Source organism: Acinetobacter harbinensis (assembly GCF_000816495.1).
GTDB classification, from domain to species: Bacteria; Pseudomonadota; Gammaproteobacteria; order Pseudomonadales; family Moraxellaceae; genus Acinetobacter; species Acinetobacter harbinensis.
Genome location: NZ_JXBK01000001.1, coordinates 1,537,890 through 1,556,689 on the forward strand (window position 1 = coordinate 1,537,890; position 18,800 = coordinate 1,556,689).

21 protein-coding genes are annotated in these 18,800 nt (G+C 40.2%); 12 read left to right on the top strand and 9 right to left on the bottom strand.

Going from position 1 to position 18,800, the window contains the following annotated elements:
* Nucleotides 1-2: 2 nt before the first annotated feature.
* The 5 genes from SE27_RS07175 to SE27_RS07195 form a co-directional block, all read right to left on the bottom strand.
* Entirely contained in the window at nucleotides 3-1,040 is a 1,038-nt protein-coding gene (locus tag SE27_RS07175; protein WP_039622131.1) for a porin, read from the bottom strand.
* Between the two features lie 253 nt (nucleotides 1,041-1,293).
* Entirely contained in the window at nucleotides 1,294-1,707 is a 414-nt protein-coding gene (locus tag SE27_RS07180; RefSeq protein ID WP_039622133.1) for an HIT family protein, read from the bottom strand.
* A 31-nt stretch (nucleotides 1,708-1,738) separates the two neighbouring features.
* Nucleotides 1,739-2,008 (bottom strand): YARHG domain-containing protein, encoded by a 270-nt coding sequence (locus SE27_RS07185; RefSeq protein ID WP_039622135.1) that lies wholly within the window; start codon nucleotides 2,006-2,008, stop codon nucleotides 1,739-1,741.
* Between the two features lie 81 nt (nucleotides 2,009-2,089).
* A complete protein-coding gene (locus SE27_RS07190; RefSeq protein WP_039622137.1) occupies nucleotides 2,090-2,962 on the bottom strand; it encodes an NAD(P)-dependent oxidoreductase in 873 nt (290 codons plus the stop codon).
* Between the two features lie 10 nt (nucleotides 2,963-2,972).
* On the bottom strand, nucleotides 2,973-4,064 hold the full coding sequence (locus SE27_RS07195) for an alpha/beta fold hydrolase (protein ID WP_039622139.1): 1,092 nt from the start codon (nucleotides 4,062-4,064) through the stop codon (nucleotides 2,973-2,975).
* Between the two features lie 138 nt (nucleotides 4,065-4,202).
* Between SE27_RS07195 and SE27_RS07200 the strand changes: the two genes are divergently transcribed.
* From SE27_RS07200 to SE27_RS07235, 8 genes are all read left to right on the top strand, one after another.
* A complete protein-coding gene (locus SE27_RS07200; protein ID WP_039622140.1) occupies nucleotides 4,203-5,390 on the top strand; it encodes an O-succinylhomoserine sulfhydrylase in 1,188 nt (395 codons plus the stop codon).
* 28 nt (nucleotides 5,391-5,418) lie between these two features.
* Nucleotides 5,419-5,748, top strand: coding sequence for a YbaB/EbfC family nucleoid-associated protein (locus SE27_RS07205; RefSeq protein WP_039622142.1), 330 nt, complete (start codon nucleotides 5,419-5,421; stop codon nucleotides 5,746-5,748).
* Between the two features lie 12 nt (nucleotides 5,749-5,760).
* Nucleotides 5,761-6,357: a recombination mediator RecR gene (recR, locus tag SE27_RS07210; protein WP_039622144.1), complete on the top strand. Its 597-nt coding sequence runs from the start codon at nucleotides 5,761-5,763 to the stop codon at nucleotides 6,355-6,357.
* A gap of 164 nt (nucleotides 6,358-6,521) precedes the next feature.
* Nucleotides 6,522-7,664 (top strand): ribonuclease D, encoded by a 1,143-nt coding sequence (locus tag SE27_RS07215; protein ID WP_039622146.1) that lies wholly within the window; start codon nucleotides 6,522-6,524, stop codon nucleotides 7,662-7,664.
* Nucleotides 7,665-7,793: 129 nt separating this feature from the next.
* Entirely contained in the window at nucleotides 7,794-8,102 is a 309-nt protein-coding gene (locus tag SE27_RS07220; RefSeq protein WP_039622147.1) for a YcgL domain-containing protein, read from the top strand.
* Between the two features lie 21 nt (nucleotides 8,103-8,123).
* On the top strand, nucleotides 8,124-8,507 hold the full coding sequence (locus SE27_RS07225; RefSeq protein WP_039622148.1) for a hypothetical protein: 384 nt from the start codon (nucleotides 8,124-8,126) through the stop codon (nucleotides 8,505-8,507).
* Nucleotides 8,508-8,529: 22 nt separating this feature from the next.
* Nucleotides 8,530-9,381, top strand: coding sequence for an AAA family ATPase (locus tag SE27_RS07230; protein ID WP_039622149.1), 852 nt, complete (start codon nucleotides 8,530-8,532; stop codon nucleotides 9,379-9,381).
* Between the two features lie 13 nt (nucleotides 9,382-9,394).
* Nucleotides 9,395-10,582: a vWA domain-containing protein gene (locus SE27_RS07235; protein ID WP_039622151.1), complete on the top strand. Its 1,188-nt coding sequence runs from the start codon at nucleotides 9,395-9,397 to the stop codon at nucleotides 10,580-10,582.
* Nucleotides 10,583-10,700: 118 nt separating this feature from the next.
* Here SE27_RS07235 and SE27_RS07240 read toward each other — a convergent pair whose 3' ends face one another.
* On the bottom strand, nucleotides 10,701-11,132 hold the full coding sequence (locus tag SE27_RS07240) for a CBS domain-containing protein (protein WP_039622153.1): 432 nt from the start codon (nucleotides 11,130-11,132) through the stop codon (nucleotides 10,701-10,703).
* 439 nt (nucleotides 11,133-11,571) lie between these two features.
* Complete coding sequence (locus tag SE27_RS07245) at nucleotides 11,572-11,805, bottom strand: SEL1-like repeat protein (RefSeq protein WP_039622155.1); 234 nt, start codon at nucleotides 11,803-11,805, stop codon at nucleotides 11,572-11,574.
* Nucleotides 11,806-12,030: 225 nt separating this feature from the next.
* Here SE27_RS07245 and SE27_RS07250 point away from each other — a divergent pair, with 225 nt between their 5' ends.
* Together SE27_RS07250 and SE27_RS07255 are read left to right on the top strand one after the other, a co-directional pair.
* A complete protein-coding gene (locus tag SE27_RS07250; protein WP_039622158.1) occupies nucleotides 12,031-12,390 on the top strand; it encodes a hypothetical protein in 360 nt (119 codons plus the stop codon).
* A gap of 105 nt (nucleotides 12,391-12,495) precedes the next feature.
* Nucleotides 12,496-12,813 (top strand): hypothetical protein, encoded by a 318-nt coding sequence (locus SE27_RS07255; RefSeq protein WP_039622160.1) that lies wholly within the window; start codon nucleotides 12,496-12,498, stop codon nucleotides 12,811-12,813.
* On the opposite strand, the gene SE27_RS07260 is transcribed toward SE27_RS07255, so the two are convergent.
* Both SE27_RS07260 and SE27_RS07265 read right to left on the bottom strand, forming a co-directional pair.
* A complete protein-coding gene (locus tag SE27_RS07260) occupies nucleotides 12,743-14,320 on the bottom strand; it encodes a M16 family metallopeptidase (RefSeq protein ID WP_039622162.1) in 1,578 nt (525 codons plus the stop codon). The two genes, SE27_RS07255 and SE27_RS07260, sit on opposite strands and share 71 nt — an antisense overlap.
* A 12-nt stretch (nucleotides 14,321-14,332) precedes the next feature.
* Nucleotides 14,333-15,673: a M16 family metallopeptidase gene (locus tag SE27_RS07265; protein ID WP_227504652.1), complete on the bottom strand. Its 1,341-nt coding sequence runs from the start codon at nucleotides 15,671-15,673 to the stop codon at nucleotides 14,333-14,335.
* Between the two features lie 222 nt (nucleotides 15,674-15,895).
* Between SE27_RS07265 and ftsY the strand changes: the two genes are divergently transcribed.
* Together ftsY and SE27_RS07275 are read left to right on the top strand one after the other, a co-directional pair.
* Nucleotides 15,896-16,999 (top strand): signal recognition particle-docking protein FtsY, encoded by a 1,104-nt coding sequence (gene ftsY, locus SE27_RS07270; RefSeq protein WP_039622163.1) that lies wholly within the window; start codon nucleotides 15,896-15,898, stop codon nucleotides 16,997-16,999.
* Nucleotides 17,000-17,169: 170 nt separating this feature from the next.
* On the top strand, nucleotides 17,170-17,856 hold the full coding sequence (locus SE27_RS07275) for a nitroreductase family protein (protein ID WP_039622164.1): 687 nt from the start codon (nucleotides 17,170-17,172) through the stop codon (nucleotides 17,854-17,856).
* Nucleotides 17,857-18,800: the final 944 nt, after the last annotated feature.

Here is an 18,800-nt window from a genome sequence, read left to right on the forward strand (position 1 = left end):
TATTAAAAGTTAAGTTCCATGCCCAAGCCAAACACCGATTGTGAATCTTCTGCGCCCCAGTCACGTTTTTGCTGAGCCAGTAAGCCATACAGTTTGGCTTGTTTGTTGAGTGTATAATCCACAGCGACACCATATTGATCTACTGTGCGGTCGTTACCTGTCCAAGAGGTATCCGCCGTTTGGTATTGTGCTTTTAGTGTCCAAGGTGTAGTCGCAATTTTATAGGTGGCATTAATTAGCCATGCTTGTTCTTCTAGGTTTAAGGCTTTACCTACCGAAGAGGTCGCTTCAGCCGTTTGATACAGTGCATTTAAGCCTAAACCTTCCACACCAACTTTGGCTAAATCATAAGAGCCGGTTAAGCGAAAAGCATCACTGGCTTGTTTGCTGCTGCCAAAACTTGAGGCAGAGTATTTGCCTTTCACATCAAAGTCACCGGCCAAAGCCAAAGCTAAACCTAAATCTTTATTTTCATAAGTGATTGAAGTGGAAATTGCATCACCAACGCCATTGTCGCCGTCAGCCTTATTTTCTTCACCTTGTTGCAGCATGATATTAAGACCGACACCGGCCAGTCGTTTTGGATCGGTTTCAAAACCAACCACGTTTTTTAGGCGTTCTTCGCCATAGATCATGCTGGTCATGTCAAAGCTATGATCATTAAAAATATCATTTTTACTGGCTGCGGCTGTTTTAAAGTAGGAGTCATAGTTACCGGCTTTTAAGGTGCCAAAACCATTCCATTTTAATCCTGCATAGATATTACGTTTCTTAAAGGTTTGGCTATCATCTTCATCGCCATCGACACTAATTTCCCACTCTGCTAAATATAAAGCCGAAAGTTGATCTGAAATTTTTTCTTCGCCTTTGACCCCAATACGGGATGAATTAGAATTCACCTCGGTGACATTTTCACTGCCAAAACTTTTATTATTAAATTGATCAATGCTGACGTTTACTTTACCGTAAAGTGTAGGCGCAGCTTGTGCTGCATGTAAGCTTAAACTGGTTATTGCTACGGCAAGAAGCAATTTTTTCATTGATATTTCTCCAAAACACGATCTTTAAAGGCGACAGCCTGACATAGCTTTTTAAGTACGCTGATGTAGGACAACCTACACAAGCTCACCTGCTTGCAATGCAGTATCTGTAATCTTTATGACAGTGCAGTGAACGATCAATGACAGTTTAATGAACTGTTGAGTGAGGTGGAGATTAAGAAATTCTTTATTCTTATTATATGCTTATAAAAAATGGAGCCGAAGCTCCATTGGATCAATTAAAAATGAGAATTTAAAGCGCGGCTTTAATTTTTTCAGCCAAGGCTTTAATTTTTTCCTGATCACCCATTTGTAAGGCATGTTTACCCAGCTCATGAACTGAACTTGGAATAAGATGAAAGTGCACATGCGGTACGGTTTGACCCGCTGCTGCACCGGAAAGTTGCATCAACACAATGCCTTTCACTTCTAAAGCTTTTTCCATCGCCTGTGCAATTTTTTGCACAATTTGAATGGTATAAGCCGCAGCTTCTGGCGGTAAATCAAGCAGGGTTAACGCAGGGGTTTTGGGAATCACCAGCGTGTGACCTTCAGCTTGCGGCATGATGTCCATAAAGGCCAACACTTGATCATCTTCATATACTTTTATGGCAGGCAATTCGTTGCGAATAATGCGTGCGAAAATATTTTGCTCATCGTAAACCATGTCTAATCCTTGAAAATGCTTGAAGCTGTAATTATTTACAGTTCAATTCTTTCTGACGATCTTTAATGGCGTCAAGTCGTTGTTGTTCTTTATCCGAAAATTTTGGCTTGGTGGTATAGCAATTGTCATTGCCATATTTTGCCTTCGCTTCGGGGTCTTTAAAGCAAAAACCTTTTGATGCATAAATAACATCATGGTCATTTTTCAATTTTTGACACTCTTCTTCAGTGCTGGCTGCAAAAGTGCTTGTCCCCATAAAGACTGCAAGGCTTGTAAGTATTGCAGCGGTAAATTTGCTCATGAGCATTTCCTTAATTTTAACTGGTGTGGACGCATATAATCACAATATTAGGTTTAGTTATCATTATTCAATGGCCAGTTCTTACTCAAGTGTAATTTTACTCCATGATTCATACATTTTTACAGCACTAGAAAAGTCACTGTCTTTTTCTGCTAAATCACTGGAAGCTTGAATTAAACTTTGGGTTAAAGCAATGACCGGTGCCGAGAGTTTTGCTTCACGCACCAAGTCTAAAGCAATTCCGGTGTCTTTGGCCAATAACGGTAGGGCAAAGGTGAGTGGGAAACTGCGGTTTAAAATACGCTGCGGTAAAACTGTTTCAGTCACACCACTTTTTCCACTTGAGGCATTAATACAATCTAAAGCCTCATTTAAATTAACGCCGTGTGCTTTAAGGGTTGTAAATCCTTCTGCAACCGAACATAAATTAACAGCCAGTAACATATTGTTGACGGCTTTAACGGCAAAACCCGTACCTGAGTCGCCCACATGCTTAATCAATTGCCCGAATGCTTGAATCGCAGGTCGTGCTTTTTCAAAAGCTTGCGTGTTACCACCGACCATCACCGTTAAGGTAGCATTCTGCGCACCAATCGTTTGACCACTCACTGGGGCATCGAGAAAGTCGACATTCTGTACTTTTAATTGTTGACTCAGGTGTTTGGCGGATGCAGGTACACCGCTGGTGCAATCCACCCAAATTGCCCCAGATTTAATGCTTAATGGCGCAATCAGTGCTTCAAGATCTGTACTGGTGGGTAAGCAAGAAAAAATAATATCCGCCTGAACCGCGTGTTGTAGCTCGACCGCTTGTGTGCCGTATTCAGTTGCATGTTGTTGAGCTTTTTCAAAGTTACGGTTCCAAACATATACCGTGTCGAAATGTTGCGGTAAATGCGCAGCCATACGATAACCCATTGCGCCTAAGCCGATAAATGCCACTGACTGAATCATGTTCTATCCTTTAGATTTTGCTCGATCTTTGTTTGAGCCAATGGGTCATAAATGGCCAGAACTCGTTGGCACTGGCTTGACTAGACATTAGCCCCAAATGACCACCGGGAATAAGAGTAAACGTGACATCTGTACTATTTGTCAATTTGGTTAATGGTTTAACCGCATTAATTGAGACAATTTGGTCACTACGGCCTGCACCGACCAATAACGAGCAACTGATATTTTTTAACTCAATATAATGATTTTGCAGTTGAATCGCGCCTTTTTTCAGGGGGTTTTGTAGCCACACATTTAAAATCATATCCTCATTGATGCCGCCTGGATAATCAATCATACGATTGAGAAAATGACCCATCGTGGCATGTTCATACAGGGCTTGGCGATTATCTAAATTCAGCAGTAAGCGTTTTTGACTTTTTAACCAGCCTTTGGGATCAATCATTTTAAACACCAAGGCATTTAACAGCCCGGGGGTGTGGATGAACTGTTTAGGTACGTGACCTGAATAAATTTTACTTTGTAAGCTTAAGCTTTTATGAATTAGATGATTAAGCTTTTTAACTATAGTGCCGATATATCCAGAAGCATAGCTATCAACTGGGCTGCCCAAAACAATTAAGTTTTTAACCGGATTAATCGGGTGTAAAGCGCTATATAGCATCACAAATACACCGGACATACTCCAGCCATGTAGTGAAATTTGCTCGCTTTTAGAATGCTGACAAATCTGCTCAATACAGTGTGGAATGGCATCATTAATAAAAGACATAAAGTTTAAGAAACGATCTTGATAATTAAATTGTCCCCATTCCATTAAGTACACATCAAAGCCGCTATTTTGAAAATGTTTCACCAAAGATCGATAGGGATATAAGTCGTAAATCGCCATATTAATGGCCAAGGGTGGCACAAATACCAATGGCTCTTTATATTGCCTATTGGGAGAAGCGTAATAACGCACACGCGTTTGTTTATATTCTGCAATCACCTCATAGGCTGTGCTTTGAGATAACACCAGTGAGTTTGAATTAAATAAACGGGTAGATAGATTTTTAAGTTTCTTGGCCTGTTTGTTAATTTTATCTTTAACTCGAATCATGGGATGTATGCTGATATATAAGTGCATTAAACACAGTGTAAGCGATATTTTTACATTATGCCTTGACCTTAAATGTATTAGACGCTCAAAATATTGGCAATTATTCGCAAAAAGCAATTACAGGATTGGGTAATACACATGAGCCGACCAGACGATATTGAATATCAATTAGACACTTTAGCCATTCGTACAGGTCATACGCGTAGTTTTGAAGGCGAGCACGGCGAACCTATTTTCTTAACCTCATCCTTTGTTTATGAAAATGCAGCAGAAGCCGCGGCTAAATTTTCCGGTCAAGAGCCGGGTAATATTTACTCACGCTTTACCAATCCGACAGTTGCAACGTTTGAAAAACGTTTAGCTGCCTTAGAAGGCGCTGAACGTGCTGTTGCCACCAGTACTGGTATGGCGGCCATTATGGCTGTGGCAATGTCGTATTTAAAAATGGGCGATCATGTGATTTGTTCACGTGCCGTATTTGGCTCTACGGTTTCTTTATTTGAAAAATATGTGGCTAAATTTGGTGTGGCGGTTGATTTTGTCGATTTGACAGATTTACAGGCTTGGAAAAATGCCATCAAAGCTGAAACCCGCTTATTGTTTGTAGAATCACCGTCCAATCCATTGGCAGAGATTGCTGATATTCAAGGCTTGGCAGAGATTGCCCATGCCAATGGTGCATTACTGGCCATTGATAACAGCTTTTGTACCCCCGTGTTGCAACGCCCTATTGAATTAGGTGCAGATTTGGTGGTGTACTCCGCCACCAAATACTTAGATGGTCAAGGCCGCGCTTTGGGCGGCGCCGTGGTGGGTAATCACAAGTTGCTTGATGAAGTGTTTGCCTATGTACGTACCACAGGCCCATCGATGAGTCCGTTTAATGCTTGGGTGTTTTTAAAGGGTTTAGAGACCTTGCATTTGCGCATAAAAGCGCATTCAGAAAGTGCACAAAAACTGGCTGAATTTTTAAATCAACACGAAAAGGTTGAAAAAGTTTATTACGCAGGTTTAAGCTCTCATGTTGGTCATGCGATGGCCGCTAAACAACAAAGTGCTTTTGGTGGCATTGTTTCCTTTGAAGTTAAAGGCGGACGTGAAAGCGCATGGACAGTCATCGATCAGACGCAATTTATTTCAATTACCGGTAATTTGGGCGATACCAAGTCGACCATTACCCATCCAGCCACCACTACACACGGTAAACTTCCTGCTGAAGCCAAAGAAATTGCCGGTATTCGTGAAGGTTTAATTCGGGTATCTGTTGGTTTGGAAGATATTGATGATATTATTCGCGATCTTAGTCGTGGTTTAGACTTAATCTAATTTTAACCTTTGTGGTTCGGAGATTTTTATGAACATTAATATGTTGATGCAGCAAGCACAGCGCATGCAAAAAGATATGGAAGTTAATGTTAAAAAGGCAAAAGAAGAACTTGCTCAAACAGAAGTACACGCTGAAGCGGGCGGTGGTTTGGTTAAAGTTACCATGACTTGTCGTAACGTGGTAAAACGCATTGAAATCAGTCCTGATCTTTTGCAAGATGATGCCGATATGATTGAAGATTTGATTGCCGCAGCAATGAACGATGCAGCACGTCAAGCCGAAGCCGTTTCAGAAGAAAAAATGAAAGTGGCAAATTCGGGTATGGGCATGCCACCGGGCCTTGCTGGTTTATTCTAAGGAAGACGTTAAGTGTTTAGTGATCGATTTGATCAGCTAGTGCAAGCTTTACGTATTTTACCTAGCGTTGGGCCGAAATCGGCTCAGCGTATGGCATTGCACCTGATTATGAAAAATAGACAAGGTGCAGTGGGCTTAGCGCATGCATTAAATGAAGCGACCAGTTATATTCATGAGTGTCGTCTATGTCACTCACTGACTGAAAATGAGATATGTGATATTTGTCTCTCACATGAACGTGATGATCAGCTTTTATGTGTGGTTGAATCGCCAGCTGATGTTATGGCCATTGAACAAAGTGGCAGTTTTAAGGGTAAATATCATGTTCTAGGCGGACATTTATCGCCGTTAGATGGTATTGGGCCTGAAGAAATTGGTATTCCATATTTAATACAGCGACTAACACAAGGTCATGTGGTTGAAGTCATCTTGGCCACCAATGCCACAGTAGAAGGACAGGCGACTGCACACTACTTGGTAGAAGCCACCAAACACTTACCATTACAAATGACGCGAATTGCACAAGGCGTTCCGCAAGGCGGAGAACTTGAGTATGTCGATAGTCATACCTTAAGTCAGGCTGTGCATAATCGTATGCGAATGAAGTGATTTTGGCCTGTACTTAGATCAAAAACCTCTAACTGATGGCTGGGTTTCTACTTGAGGTGTCAAATTACGAGCAATAGACGCTATAGACATAAAATTTGTTATAGCCAAATGTTATATATCGGTTAATATGCTTTTAAAGAGAATCTGATCTTAGACTCGATAATATGTTCCAGTTCATTCAGCAACAACAAGACTTAGACAATATTCTGCATTTAATGAGTCAAACCTCGGTTTATGGGTTAGATACAGAATTTATTAAAGTTGATACGCTGTGGCCCAAATTAGGGGTCTTTCAAATTAATGTTGCGGGTCAAGTGTTCTTGCTCGACGGCACACGTCTAGAACTGTCAGCCTTTTGGGAAAAATTATTTCAAGCGCAGCAGAATATATTTCATGCCTGTAGCGAAGATATTGATTTAATTTATCACTATGCGCAGCAAAAAAGTTTAAGCAATGTCTTTGATACGCAAGTCGGCTTGTCCTTTTTAGGCCATGGACTGCAAGTGAGTTATCAAAACGCCTTAAAGCAAATGCTCGATGTGGATATTGATAAAGATCAGACGCGTTCTGATTGGTTGGCGCGTCCATTGACTACCAAGCAATTGGATTATGCGGCCAATGATGTGCTGTATTTGATGAATTTGTCGCATAAAATTCAGCATCAACTCAGCGATAAGTATCTACTTGATTTTGCCCTTGAAGATTGTCGTCACTTGACCTATGAAATCGGACAAGAAACGCCTTTAGAGTTACTGTATCAGGATATCGGAAATTATCGTCATTCACGCCGTCAACTGATGCAATTACAACAATTGGCAGTGTGGCGTGAACAGATGGTCAAAGCCTTAAATTATCCGCGCAGCTTTATTTTAAAAAGCTCAACCATGATGGATTTGGTCGAGCAAAATCCACATAACCAGTTTCAACTCTCTGGCATCAAAGATATTCGGCAAAATATTGTTCGGGACTACGGTAAAACCATTTTAGATTTACTGAAATTTTTACCCGAGCAAAATGAATGGCCACTGCGTATGGCACGCCCAATTCGCCATTCCTCTAAAGATATTGGCGAAAAAGTGGATACCGTGATTCAAGCTGTCGTGCAACAGACGACCGTGCCTAAAGAAGTGCTGATGCGTAAAAAATGGCTGAATGCCTTATATCAGCATGTGGTGTTTCATAACGATGAACAAGATTTACCGTCTTATCTTTTGGGTTGGCGCTATGAGTTATTAACCAAGCCACTGATTGATGTTTTACATAGCGATGAAAGTTACCTTTCTACCCAAATGAAAGTCATGGAATAATTTTTAGGCAGATTGCCAAAAGAGTGGTCATTTATATAAAATCGGGACGGGTACCTGAGCATTGCTTAATGTACCGGTCTTTTTTTTACTGTATGCTTGAGCTTAAGTTTTATGAGTACTGTTTCAACTATGCACTGTTCAATTTATAAATCTAGCAAAAAAGATGAAATGTATATGTACATTCCTCGTCCTGTGTCGAGTGAAAACGAAGCAGAGCGCGCGGATCCGCTACTGGCTTTACCTGAAGCAATGCGTAGCGCATTTGGTCGAGCCATCTTTATTATGGATTTAGAACTATCTGAAAGCCGTAAATTGGCACGTGTGAATGTCTTACACGTTATGGATTCAATTCAAAACAGAGGTTTCTTTATTCAGGTTCCACCCGAAGGATTAATTAATCCCAATGCAGTTGCCCCTGAGGGATTGCGCGGTGCTTAAGGTTCATTCAGGAGTTGCACAATGAATAGTTTGCTTTCACTGCTAGATTCAATTCCTGAAGACAGCATTGCTGTTACGGTTTATTTGCTGGGCAGCATGATTATGCTGTGGGCGTGGTATGGCGTTGCCAAACGCTTACCGAAACCTTTGGGTGGAATTACGTGGATCGTAGGATTTGCAATTTTACTCACACCTACGGTTTCTGAAGGCAATAATGCCTCAATTGCTCCAGCAATTTTTGGCTGGGTTTTTGGGATTCTAACCAAAGAAAAAGATTTGGTTTGGTTCAATGCCGCGCTCATTTTATTTGTGATTGGATTGGGTTTGTTGGTGGGCTATCTATGGTCACAATACAGTGCCAAAAAAGCAAAATTTGTCATCAACAAAAAAAGTTCACCACTTTAAAGTAAAACAATAAGGTCAAATCATGTCTGTGGATACTCAACAATTTACTGGTACCAACCAATACATCGCAACTGAAAGTCTAAAACTGGCAGTAAAAGCTGCGCGCGCACTCCAAAAACCGCTTTTAATCAAAGGTGAGCCGGGCACAGGTAAAACCTTACTGGCAGAGCAAGTGGCGCAAAGTTTAGGCATGGAGCTGAAAACGTGGCACATTAAGTCCACCACAAAAGCCCAACAAGGTTTATATGAATACGATGCCGTATCACGTTTGCGTGATAGCCAATTGGGCGATGATCGTGTTTATGATATCAAAAACTATATTAAACCGGGTAAATTGTGGGAAGCCTTTACCAGCGATCAGCGCTGTGTGTTATTGATTGATGAAATTGACAAGGCGGATATTGAATTTCCAAACGACTTGTTGCATGAATTAGATAAAATGTCATTTTTTGTCTATGAAACAGGCGAAACCATTACTGCCATTCAGCGTCCAATTGTGATTATTACCTCAAATAATGAAAAAGAATTACCCGATGCATTTTTGCGTCGTTGTTTCTTTCATTATATTGAATTCCCTGATGAAGCCACCATGCGTGCCATTATTGATGTGCATTTTCCGCGTGTTTCTGCCAGCTTGGTCTCTGAGGCGCTACAAGTATTCTTTAAGTTGCGTCAAGTTCCGGGCTTAAAGAAACCGCCATCAACCTCTGAATTAATTGATTGGTTAAGTTTGCTGATGGCAGATGACATGCCTGCCGATGTGCTACGTAATCATGATAAATCTGAAGCTATTCCACCGCTGTATGGTGCGCTGATTAAAAATGAGCAAGATGTACAGTTGCTGGAACGTTTAGCCTTTATGTCACGACGTTAAGGAGACATCGCTCATGTTCGTGCGACTGTTTTATACCTTGCGACGTTACGGTATACCGGTTTCAACGCGTGAATTAATCGACTTAAATCAGGCGGTGAGCGAAGGATTGGTGTTTGCCGATCAAGAAGAGTTTTATCAATTGGCCAAAACAATTTTGGTCAAAGATGAACGCTTTTTTGATAAGTTTGACCGTGCCATGAAGGATTACTTTGAAGGTATTTCCACTTTTGATATAGATGATGTGCTCAAGCAAGTACAGCAATTGCCCAAAGAGTGGTTAGATCTTGAATTGCTTGAAAAAAATCTTACGCCAGAGCAACGAGAAGAACTGAAAAAAGCCGGTTCACTCGAAGAATTAATGAAGATGCTTGAAGAGCGTCTACGTGAGCAACATAAAAAACACCAAGGTGGCAATCGAATGATTGGCACCGGTGGCACATCACCATTCGGTGCGTTTGGTGATCATCCCGAAGGCGTGCGTATTGGTGGGCCGGGGCGTAAGCGTTCGGCAGTTAAGGTGTGGGAACAGCGTAAATATAAAAACTTAGATGATGAACAAATTTTAGGGACACGGCAAATGCAGATGGTACTGCGCCGTTTACGTAAATTTGCCCGCCAAGGTGCAGCTGAAGAGTTGGATATCAATGGCACTATTCGCGAAACGGCCAAGCAAGGGGTGCTCGATGTCCAGCTGATCCCTGAGCGACGTAATCGCGTTAAAGTTTTAATGTTGTTTGATGTTGGTGGCTCTATGGATTCTCACATTGCACAATGTGAAAAACTATTCAGTGCAGCCAAAACAGAATTTAAAACCCTCGAGTACTTTTATTTCCACAACTGTTTATATGATTATGTGTGGAAAGACAATGTGCGCCGCTCCAACACGCGCATGAACACCTTTGATTTGTTTAACACCTATGGGCGCGATTATCGGGTGATTGTGGTGGGTGATGCCAGTATGGCACCTTATGAACTAAACTCAGTTGGTGGCTCGGTTGAGTACATGAATGATGAAAGCGGTAAAGTCTGGTTACAACGCTTAAGACAGCATTTTGAAAAAACAGCGTGGCTCAATCCAGAAGAAGATCGCTATTGGCATTACACGGCTACGATTGGTCAAATTCAACAGCTTTTTGAAAACCATATGTATCCTATGACGCTAAAAGGGGTTGAAGAAATGACCAAATATTTAGCGCGTTAGATGATTTACTTTTCGCTTAGATAAAGTATTACAGCAACACCAAGCGAGACTGAATAGGTAAAAAATCAGCACTAAAAAAACCTCTGATGTGCAGAGGTTTTTTTAGTGCTGATTAAAATTAACTGGCAATATATTGTTGTAGTTGTTCAATTAATTTACGCTGATCATCCATCACTGCTTTGACCAAGTCGCCAATTGAGATAAAACCGACTAATTTTTCATTTTCAATTACGGGAAGATGGCGTAAATGACGATCGGTCATCAAGTCTAAGCAGTCCTCAACACTGGTGGCTTTTGTCACTGTCACGACTTTTGTGGTCATAATTTCACTGACCAAGGTTTGTTTTGAAGTACGTTCCATCAGCATCACTTTACGCGTGTAATCACGCTCAGACAAAATACCTACGACTTTATCTTGATCCATGACCACGACTGCTCCAATACCTTTTTCTGCCATAAGCGAAATCGCTTCAAGTACGGTTGAATGAGGAGCAATAGTAAAAATGGTTTGTTGACTTTTATCCTGAATTACTTGTGCCACATTGGTCATAATTGGTCATCCTTCATTGTTTTTTATTTGATCTTAAACTTAGCGTGAAATTGAAAAAATGCAAATACTTTTAAGTCAAAAACTAAGTCATTGATAGTTTATGTAGCACTTTAACCTATAGATGAAACCTGTTGCCTAAGTGCTGATGATTCAGTGAAAAAGAAATATAGATTTGTTGTGTGGTTAATTTAAATTTTTTACTAGCGGCGTTGCCCTAGCACAATCATCACAACATATTTTTAATAAAGAAATTTTGCAAAATAAATTTTAGGCAAGAAATTGTGATGACTGAATACACTTTATCTCAAAAATAAGCTTTCATCTCAGTACATTATAAAAATTTTAGCTGAAGCGTGAGTGAAAGCTTGAAAGCGTAATGTAAATAAATATATCTCGAGAAAGAATAGGCATTAAAAAACGCCACCTTGGTGACGTTTTACTAAGCTTGCATGGTAGCTAAATTTTGCCAGTACTGCGCTTTGAGCGAATCGCGTTCAACTCGAAAGCCTTGATAATACAATTCGGCCAAAAATAAAGCGGCTTTACCATGTCCTGCGCGTGCCACGTCTTCCAACTGTTTAACGGCATCGGCAAAATTCATTTGTGATTGAATGGTATTGACTGCTTCTGCATATACATGTTCTAAATCTTGATGAGAGAGTTGTTGAATCATATTAAACTCCTTATTGTAATTATGATTACTGTAAAAGACCTTTCGCTTTGTCTTACGATTACTTTAACGTAGTCATATTAAAGTAATATTACAATAAGTATAAATTGTCAAACAATAAGTCTGGACTAAATCATTTAAATTGGATTTACAGGATGATACAACGCTCGAAAAGATTTTTGCATAGTATAGAGATGCTGCAAGAATTGTAGAGATAAGGAGAATAATATGACAAGAACATTTGATGGTTTGAATTTTGATTTTCCTCCAACAGCGGCTCAAATTGTCGAGCTTGCACATCAACATCGCAGAAATTTAGATGAAGCCGTTTTTCATCAGGATATTCACTTGGGAAATTTTTGCCTTTTGCAACGTAAAAGGGTTTACGATTTTACGCGTGATTTAGACAAACAACAGCGTAAAGACTTTTATGGTGTCTACAATGGCGAATTGCTGCGTATCGCCGATGACGATGAACTACATCCTCAAGATGCAGAACGGGGCGTCGGCGTTTTTGCAATTGTGTTGGTATTGGCGATTATTGCATTGGTGCTTTATTTCGCAGTCATTAAAAATATTGTCGGATAGTGCATGACTGAATGCTCAATTTTCATGTGGGTGCATGGAAATTGAGCAGCTTTGCTTGTGCTTCTTTATACCACGCCCTAAACTACCTTAAGTTCGAGGTAGTTTATGCATATTGCTATACAAAAAATTGCTCAATTAAAATCTGAAATCAAACTTGAAGATGTCTATAACGTACTCATTGTGAGTATTATTGTCATTATATTGGCACTGGCATTAATTGCGCTGCACCGACCGATCTCGGTGCAGCAGTTTGAAAATGTGACCAAACTTTCCTCACAAGCCAATCATCCTGATACCCAAGCAATGGCCTTGCAACTTATGCAGCAACCTGAAGTCGCTTATGGTCAGTATTTTAGATTGCTTCAGGCGCATCAGTTGGAAACGACACGGGCAAATCAATTACCTCCTTTTCAGGTGGATTAAGAATATTAGGAAGGTTTTCCGTGGGTAAAGGTTGGGCAGCCTGCGGATTCAGATCTTGCTTTAATCTGGTTTCTAGTGCAGTTTTATCTAATTGGTCATTGACTACGATCAGCGTTAAACGTTCGGGATGTAAGTGTTTCTGAATGGCATTTTGTACATCTTGGGCATTAATTTTTTCTAATAATTTTGGATATTGACTAAGATAGTCTGCTGCTTGGTGATAAAAACCCATTGCGCCCAACTGTGCATTGATATTGGCATTACTACTGTAATTGTTGGGAAAGGCACGCAACATGCCGGCTTTGGTTTCTGCAAGCTGATTTAAGTCAATGGGCTGTGTAACGAAATCAATAAGTGCTTGATGTGCCACTTGCACACTGCTTAACAGTTGATCTTGTCGCGTTGAATAGCTAAAACTAAAGGTACCCGGTACTTGGCTAAATGAAAAAGTACTATATGCGCCATAAGTATATCCACGCTTTACCCGTAATTCTTGCATTAAAATGGAGTTAAATCCGCTGCCACCAAACATCTGATTGGCAATTTCTAAGGCCAAGCGATCTGAATCAAAACGGCTGGTGCCTAAATGCCCCATCATCACGTGTGCTTGACTGGAGTCAGAGGCAATATGACGAATATCAAAGCTCGATTTATCTATAGGTTCAGGCAAAGCTTGAGCTTTTTCGCCTTGTTTTAAGTTGCCTGCAATTCGCTCAGAAAGTTTAAGCGCTTCTTTTGCGCTTAATTGTCCCGTGATGGCAATATTCATATTTTGCGCCACCAAAAATTGATTGCTAAATTGCTTGAGTTGTAGCGGAGTAATTTTGCTAATACTGCGCTGCGTGCCGCTAATCGGTTCGGCATAAGGATGTTTGCCGTATAAAGCCCGATAAAATTGTACGTTCATCATCCGGCTGGGGTTTTCTTGGATCTGTTTTTGTCCAACCTGTGTATTGCTCAGAATTAAATTAATACTCGATTTTTTAAACGTCGCGTGATTGAGTATCTCCATCAACATGCCTAAAGCCGGTTCAAGTTTTTTAGGATGAGATAAGACCCGTAATTTAACAATAAACATATCGCGGTAAGCTTTAACGCTCAATTGCGCACCCACACGCTCAAAAGCACGAGCAATTTCATTGGCAGTATATTTTTCTGTACCTTCATCCATCAATTGCGCTGCCATATTGGCAATACCATGTAATCCTGTCGCCACTTCTTCATCGCGTGCTGAGCCTGCATTAAAGGTCAGTTGTATATCCACAATGGGTAAGTTTTGTGACTCTACAAATAAGCTGCGAACTTTATAGCGGTTTTTTAAATCATGCACATATGGTGCATTAAATTGCATGGCAGTTTGCGGGCTTTTTAAGCTCTGTAATAAAGCAATTGATTTTAAAACGCGTGGATTATGATCGAGTGTAACGCCTTCTAAGTTCACATCAGCAATACAGGCTTGAGTTAAAAAAAGTCCACTCAATGCAGTCAAAAAATACGGCTTAATCATGTGAATAATCCATTACTGTGTTTTATTTTCAGGAGAGAGATATAAAGTGCTGAGGTTGTCACGAACAAAATAGATATTGGCCACACGTTGAATATCTTGCGGAGTCACTGTTTCAAAATGCTGCGGTAATTCATCAATAAGGCGATAGCTTAAACCGTTAATTTCTAAATTACCGATCATCTTGGTTTGACCGGCAATATCATCTTGGCTATACACTAAACCAGAGACAAATTTGGCGCTTACGCGTTCCATCTCATCAGGCTGAATCAGCTCAGTCTTTAATAAGTCAATTTCATTTTGAATGGCTTTTTCAGCATTTTGCAGACTCACGCCTTCGGTTGGAATGGCAGAAATACTCAGCACGCTATCGCCACGGCTATAAGGGTCGTAACTGACGCTTATGGCGGTCAAGATTTTTTTATCTCGAACTAGTCGGTCTTGTAAGCGCGAGGAAATACCACTGTCTAATATATTCTGAATGATGGTGAGTGCGTAGGCATCCTGCGGATTTTTGGCAGTTTTGAGTGAGCGGACATTCCACGCCATATATAAATTCGGCACGTGTACAGGTAAGTTAAGCTCCATATGGCGGTAACCGACACGCTCAAATTCTAAGACATCATTGCGTTCGGGTGTTTTTCTGGGGGCAATATCACCAAAATATTTTTGTACCTGTAGTAATATTTTTTCAGAATCGACATCCCCGACAATAATTAAGATTGCATTGTTCGGGGTGTACCAATCTCGATACCATTTTTTTAGATCGTTCAATTGAATATTTTGTAGATTTTTCATATAGCCAATCACCGGTTGGCGATAATGACTGGTCGGATAGGTGAGCCACTTAAAACGTTCAAATGCCAAGGATCGCGGATTATCATCTGTACGTAAACGCCGCTCTTCCATCACCACTTTAATTTCAGGTTCGAAATCTTGCTGACGCAGCAGTAAATTGCTCATCCGATCGGCTTCAAGCTCTAAAGCCATCGGTAAATAGTTTTTCGGATACAGTTGATAGTAATTGGTGTAATTGGCTGTAGTAGCGGCATTGATACTGCCGCCATACATGCGACTTAATCGAGTAAATTCATCATTTGGCACTTTATTGGTGCCTTTAAACATCATGTGTTCAAGCGCGTGAGAAATTCCGAGTAAGTTTCCCGACTCATCACTGCTGCCGACGCCGTACCAAATCTGCGTCATCACCATCGGAGAACGATGGTCTTCACGAATAATGACTTTTAAACCATTTTTTAGGGTGGTTTCAAAAGTGGTGCGTGCCAGTTCGCTGCGTGTTTCCGCATAGAGTGTGCTGCTTTGGATCGATAGCCATGTAAAACCGATCAGTAAAATAAGCTTTTTGCTCAAAGCCAGTGGTGTAGAAGATGAAAAAAGCCTATTGAGCACAAGATTTACCCAAGTGATTATGGTATTTAAGATTATTTTTAAGAAATTACACTTTGAAAGCAAGGCGAACGTGTTCCTTTTTGGTATGTGCTGCTTGTACGGGGAATTGCAGCGTAAATTTATGCTAGAATCCTTGTTTTTTAACGCAATGCTTTTCAAGGATTCGGCATGCAACAGCAATCTAATGGGCAAAATAAATTTTTGATTGATGCTGATATCGGAGATGACGATGTCACTTTACCGAACTTACCTGCGGTAAATGTTCCTATTGTTGAGACGCCAAAGCCACAAGATACAATTGTTTCTGCGCCTATGGTGACAGAAAGTACGCAAAATGAGCCAGCAAAGGGCGGCTTCTTTGGTCGTATGAAAGTGGGGCTGACCAAAACACGTAAAAATCTTGCCGATGGGATGGTGAATATTCTCATTGGGGGTAAAGAAATTGATGATGAATTGCTAGAAGAAGTTGAAGAGCAACTCTTGGTGGCAGATATTGGTGTTGAAGCCACTAAAACCATTATTGCCAATTTGACTGAGCGGACTGCGCGCGGCGACTTAATTTACTCTCATTCATTATATAAAGCATTACAAGAAGAGTTGGTGGCTTTACTTGCACCGCGAGTCAAAGCTTTACACATTGATCCGAATAAAAGCCCGTTTGTAATTCTGGTGGTGGGCGTGAATGGTGTGGGAAAAACCACCACCATTGGTAAATTGGCCAAGCGCTTACAAGGTGAAGGTAAAAAAGTCATGTTGGCGGCTGGCGATACTTTTAGAGCGGCTGCAACGGAACAACTGGAAGTGTGGGGCGAGCGTAATAATATTTCAGTGGTCTCTCAAGGCAATGGTGCAGACAGTGCATCGGTCATTTTTGATGCTTTTGAGAGTGCGCGCGCCAAAGGCATTGATGTCTTAATTGCCGATACGGCTGGTCGTTTGCATACCAAAAGTAATTTGATGCAAGAGCTGACCAAAGTAAAACGTGTTATGCAGAAAATTGATGCCACCGCGCCGCATGAAATTATGTTGGTGGTGGATGCTGGTACTGGGCAAAATGCGATTAATCAAGTGGAAATGTTTGATCAGGCTGTAGGATTAACTGGACTGACAATCACCAAACTTGATGGTACAGCCAAAGGCGGTGTGCTGTTTAATATTGCCAGTCGTAGTCATGTGCCTATTCGTTTTATTGGTGTGGGTGAAAAAATTGATGACTTGCGCCCATTCTCCGCTAAATCCTTTGTGGCTGCATTATTTGAAACCGATAAATAAAAATACTTGATGTTTCACACAAACTCCGCTAAATGCGGAGTCTGTTATTTTATAGCGATATGTTTGTGTTAAAAAACAGCATTCAATAACAAGTGATTGAAAGAATGATCGCATAAGTGACTAGAATAGCCAGCTTAAAGGTTTAACGTTAGTATTGGGGGAGTACGAGTGTGGCATTATTAGAAAAAATTGGTCATATCCTAAAATCAGATATCACTAAAGAATTTAAGTTAAAAAAGAAATTAACTGATGAAGTATACGAATTGACCTTTGTCGATCATTTAAAGAAACGCCGTAGTATTGAAGTGCTGGGTAAAAAAGTAAACTTTAGTCAAGCATATATAGTAGAGCTAATTCAAGAAGCAGTACGCAGTTGTCCATCGGCTTTAAACTCTCAAAGTTCAAGAATTGTGGTGTTATTTGGCGATTCGCATGAAGATTTTTGGCAGATTGTGAAAGATGTACAACGCAAACTGATTGCTGCACATATTTTTGAAAGTACAGAAATGAAGATTGATCAATATAGAGCGGGTTTTGGCACCATTCTTTTTTATGAAGATCAACAAACCATTCGACAATTACAAAAAAAAGTTCCGTTTAATTCAGACGAATTTCCGGTTTGGTCTGAGCAGACTTCGGGTATGGCACAGTATGCAGTGTGGACGGCTTTGGCAGACTTGGATATGGGTGCATGCTTAAAGCACTATAATCCAAGCATTGATTTGGCTATAGCACAGCATTTCAGCATCAAAGACTCATGGTTGTTGCGTGCGCAATTGGTTTTTGGCTCCATTGAACAAGCAGCCACGATTAAAGACGAGCCAGAAGACAGCGAACGTTTTAAAATATTTTTCTAAGTGAAATTTGATAAAAGTATCTAAGAAAATTAACATAAGATGAAATGATCTGATAAAGATTGATAAAATCCAAAGGGTCATCTCATAGGATTTTAAAATCTATAAAGTAACGCCGTACTATTTCTAATATTGCTCATGAAGTATTTTCAATATATAGCCAAACTCTGGAAGAATTAGCACATTAAATTCTATTCATAACCTTTTAACAAATATTAGATCCATGCCAAGGTGGCATGGATGCCACCGGTTGAACAGAGGTTTCAGGGATGAACCTTCTGTCCAACATAGGCATTTGTTTACTTTGTGCCTGCAAAGTAAGAAATCAGGTATTTGAAAATATTTAAACATTAGCCTTTATGTGAAGTCGTATTAATCTTTTCTGTTCTGTAAATTTTATGAAACCTATCGTGTGTTACTTATTTTCGTAACTAGCTATAGATTAAATAGATCACATCATTAAAGCGTCTGTTAGCCATAGTTTTTTGCTCTTCCTTTGGGCATATTCAGCGTGATAGATGCTTTCAGAGATTCGATGAGGTGATTTTCTTGAAGCTTTATCGCAGATTTTAGTTTTAAGTGGTCCTTAAAGTTTGTTTGTGGCTATAAATGAGTATCTATAGGCTTAGTTAAAGTGATAAATCTGTACTATTGGTTTAAAAATAGACAACTGGTTGTATTTTTAACTTTTTAATCGGTTTAGGGGTTGCGCTGATTTTTAAAGTGTATAGAATACGCTGCATCCCGACGAGATAGACGGAAACGATTGAGGCACGAAGTGCTGAGATGTTTAAGTTTATTAAGTTGAGCGACTTAATTACTGACGAAGTATTAAGAAGATCATTAATAGATTATGAAGAACAACTTGTGTGGATTTTTACTGGTTGATCGATCGAAATTATTTTCATTGATTGAATGGTAGAAATTACTCGAAGTTTATTTGAGAA

Coding starts and splice junctions, on each gene's coding strand:
- SE27_RS07175 (WP_039622131.1), bottom strand. CDS start 1,040: ATGAAAAAATTGCTTCTTGCCGTAGCAATAACCAGTTTAAGCTTACAT.
- SE27_RS07180 (WP_039622133.1), bottom strand. CDS start 1,707: ATGGTTTACGATGAGCAAAATATTTTCGCACGCATTATTCGCAACGAA.
- SE27_RS07185 (WP_039622135.1), bottom strand. CDS start 2,008: ATGAGCAAATTTACCGCTGCAATACTTACAAGCCTTGCAGTCTTTATG.
- SE27_RS07190 (WP_039622137.1), bottom strand. CDS start 2,962: ATGATTCAGTCAGTGGCATTTATCGGCTTAGGCGCAATGGGTTATCGT.
- SE27_RS07195 (WP_039622139.1), bottom strand. CDS start 4,064: ATGATTCGAGTTAAAGATAAAATTAACAAACAGGCCAAGAAACTTAAA.
- SE27_RS07200 (WP_039622140.1), top strand. CDS start 4,203: ATGAGCCGACCAGACGATATTGAATATCAATTAGACACTTTAGCCATT.
- SE27_RS07205 (WP_039622142.1), top strand. CDS start 5,419: ATGAACATTAATATGTTGATGCAGCAAGCACAGCGCATGCAAAAAGAT.
- SE27_RS07215 (WP_039622146.1), top strand. CDS start 6,522: ATGTTCCAGTTCATTCAGCAACAACAAGACTTAGACAATATTCTGCAT.
- SE27_RS07220 (WP_039622147.1), top strand. CDS start 7,794: ATGCACTGTTCAATTTATAAATCTAGCAAAAAAGATGAAATGTATATG.
- SE27_RS07225 (WP_039622148.1), top strand. CDS start 8,124: ATGAATAGTTTGCTTTCACTGCTAGATTCAATTCCTGAAGACAGCATT.
- SE27_RS07230 (WP_039622149.1), top strand. CDS start 8,530: ATGTCTGTGGATACTCAACAATTTACTGGTACCAACCAATACATCGCA.
- SE27_RS07235 (WP_039622151.1), top strand. CDS start 9,395: ATGTTCGTGCGACTGTTTTATACCTTGCGACGTTACGGTATACCGGTT.
- SE27_RS07240 (WP_039622153.1), bottom strand. CDS start 11,132: ATGACCAATGTGGCACAAGTAATTCAGGATAAAAGTCAACAAACCATT.
- SE27_RS07245 (WP_039622155.1), bottom strand. CDS start 11,805: ATGATTCAACAACTCTCTCATCAAGATTTAGAACATGTATATGCAGAA.
- SE27_RS07250 (WP_039622158.1), top strand. CDS start 12,031: ATGACAAGAACATTTGATGGTTTGAATTTTGATTTTCCTCCAACAGCG.
- SE27_RS07255 (WP_039622160.1), top strand. CDS start 12,496: ATGCATATTGCTATACAAAAAATTGCTCAATTAAAATCTGAAATCAAA.
- SE27_RS07260 (WP_039622162.1), bottom strand. CDS start 14,320: ATGATTAAGCCGTATTTTTTGACTGCATTGAGTGGACTTTTTTTAACT.
- ftsY (WP_039622163.1), top strand. CDS start 15,896: ATGCAACAGCAATCTAATGGGCAAAATAAATTTTTGATTGATGCTGAT.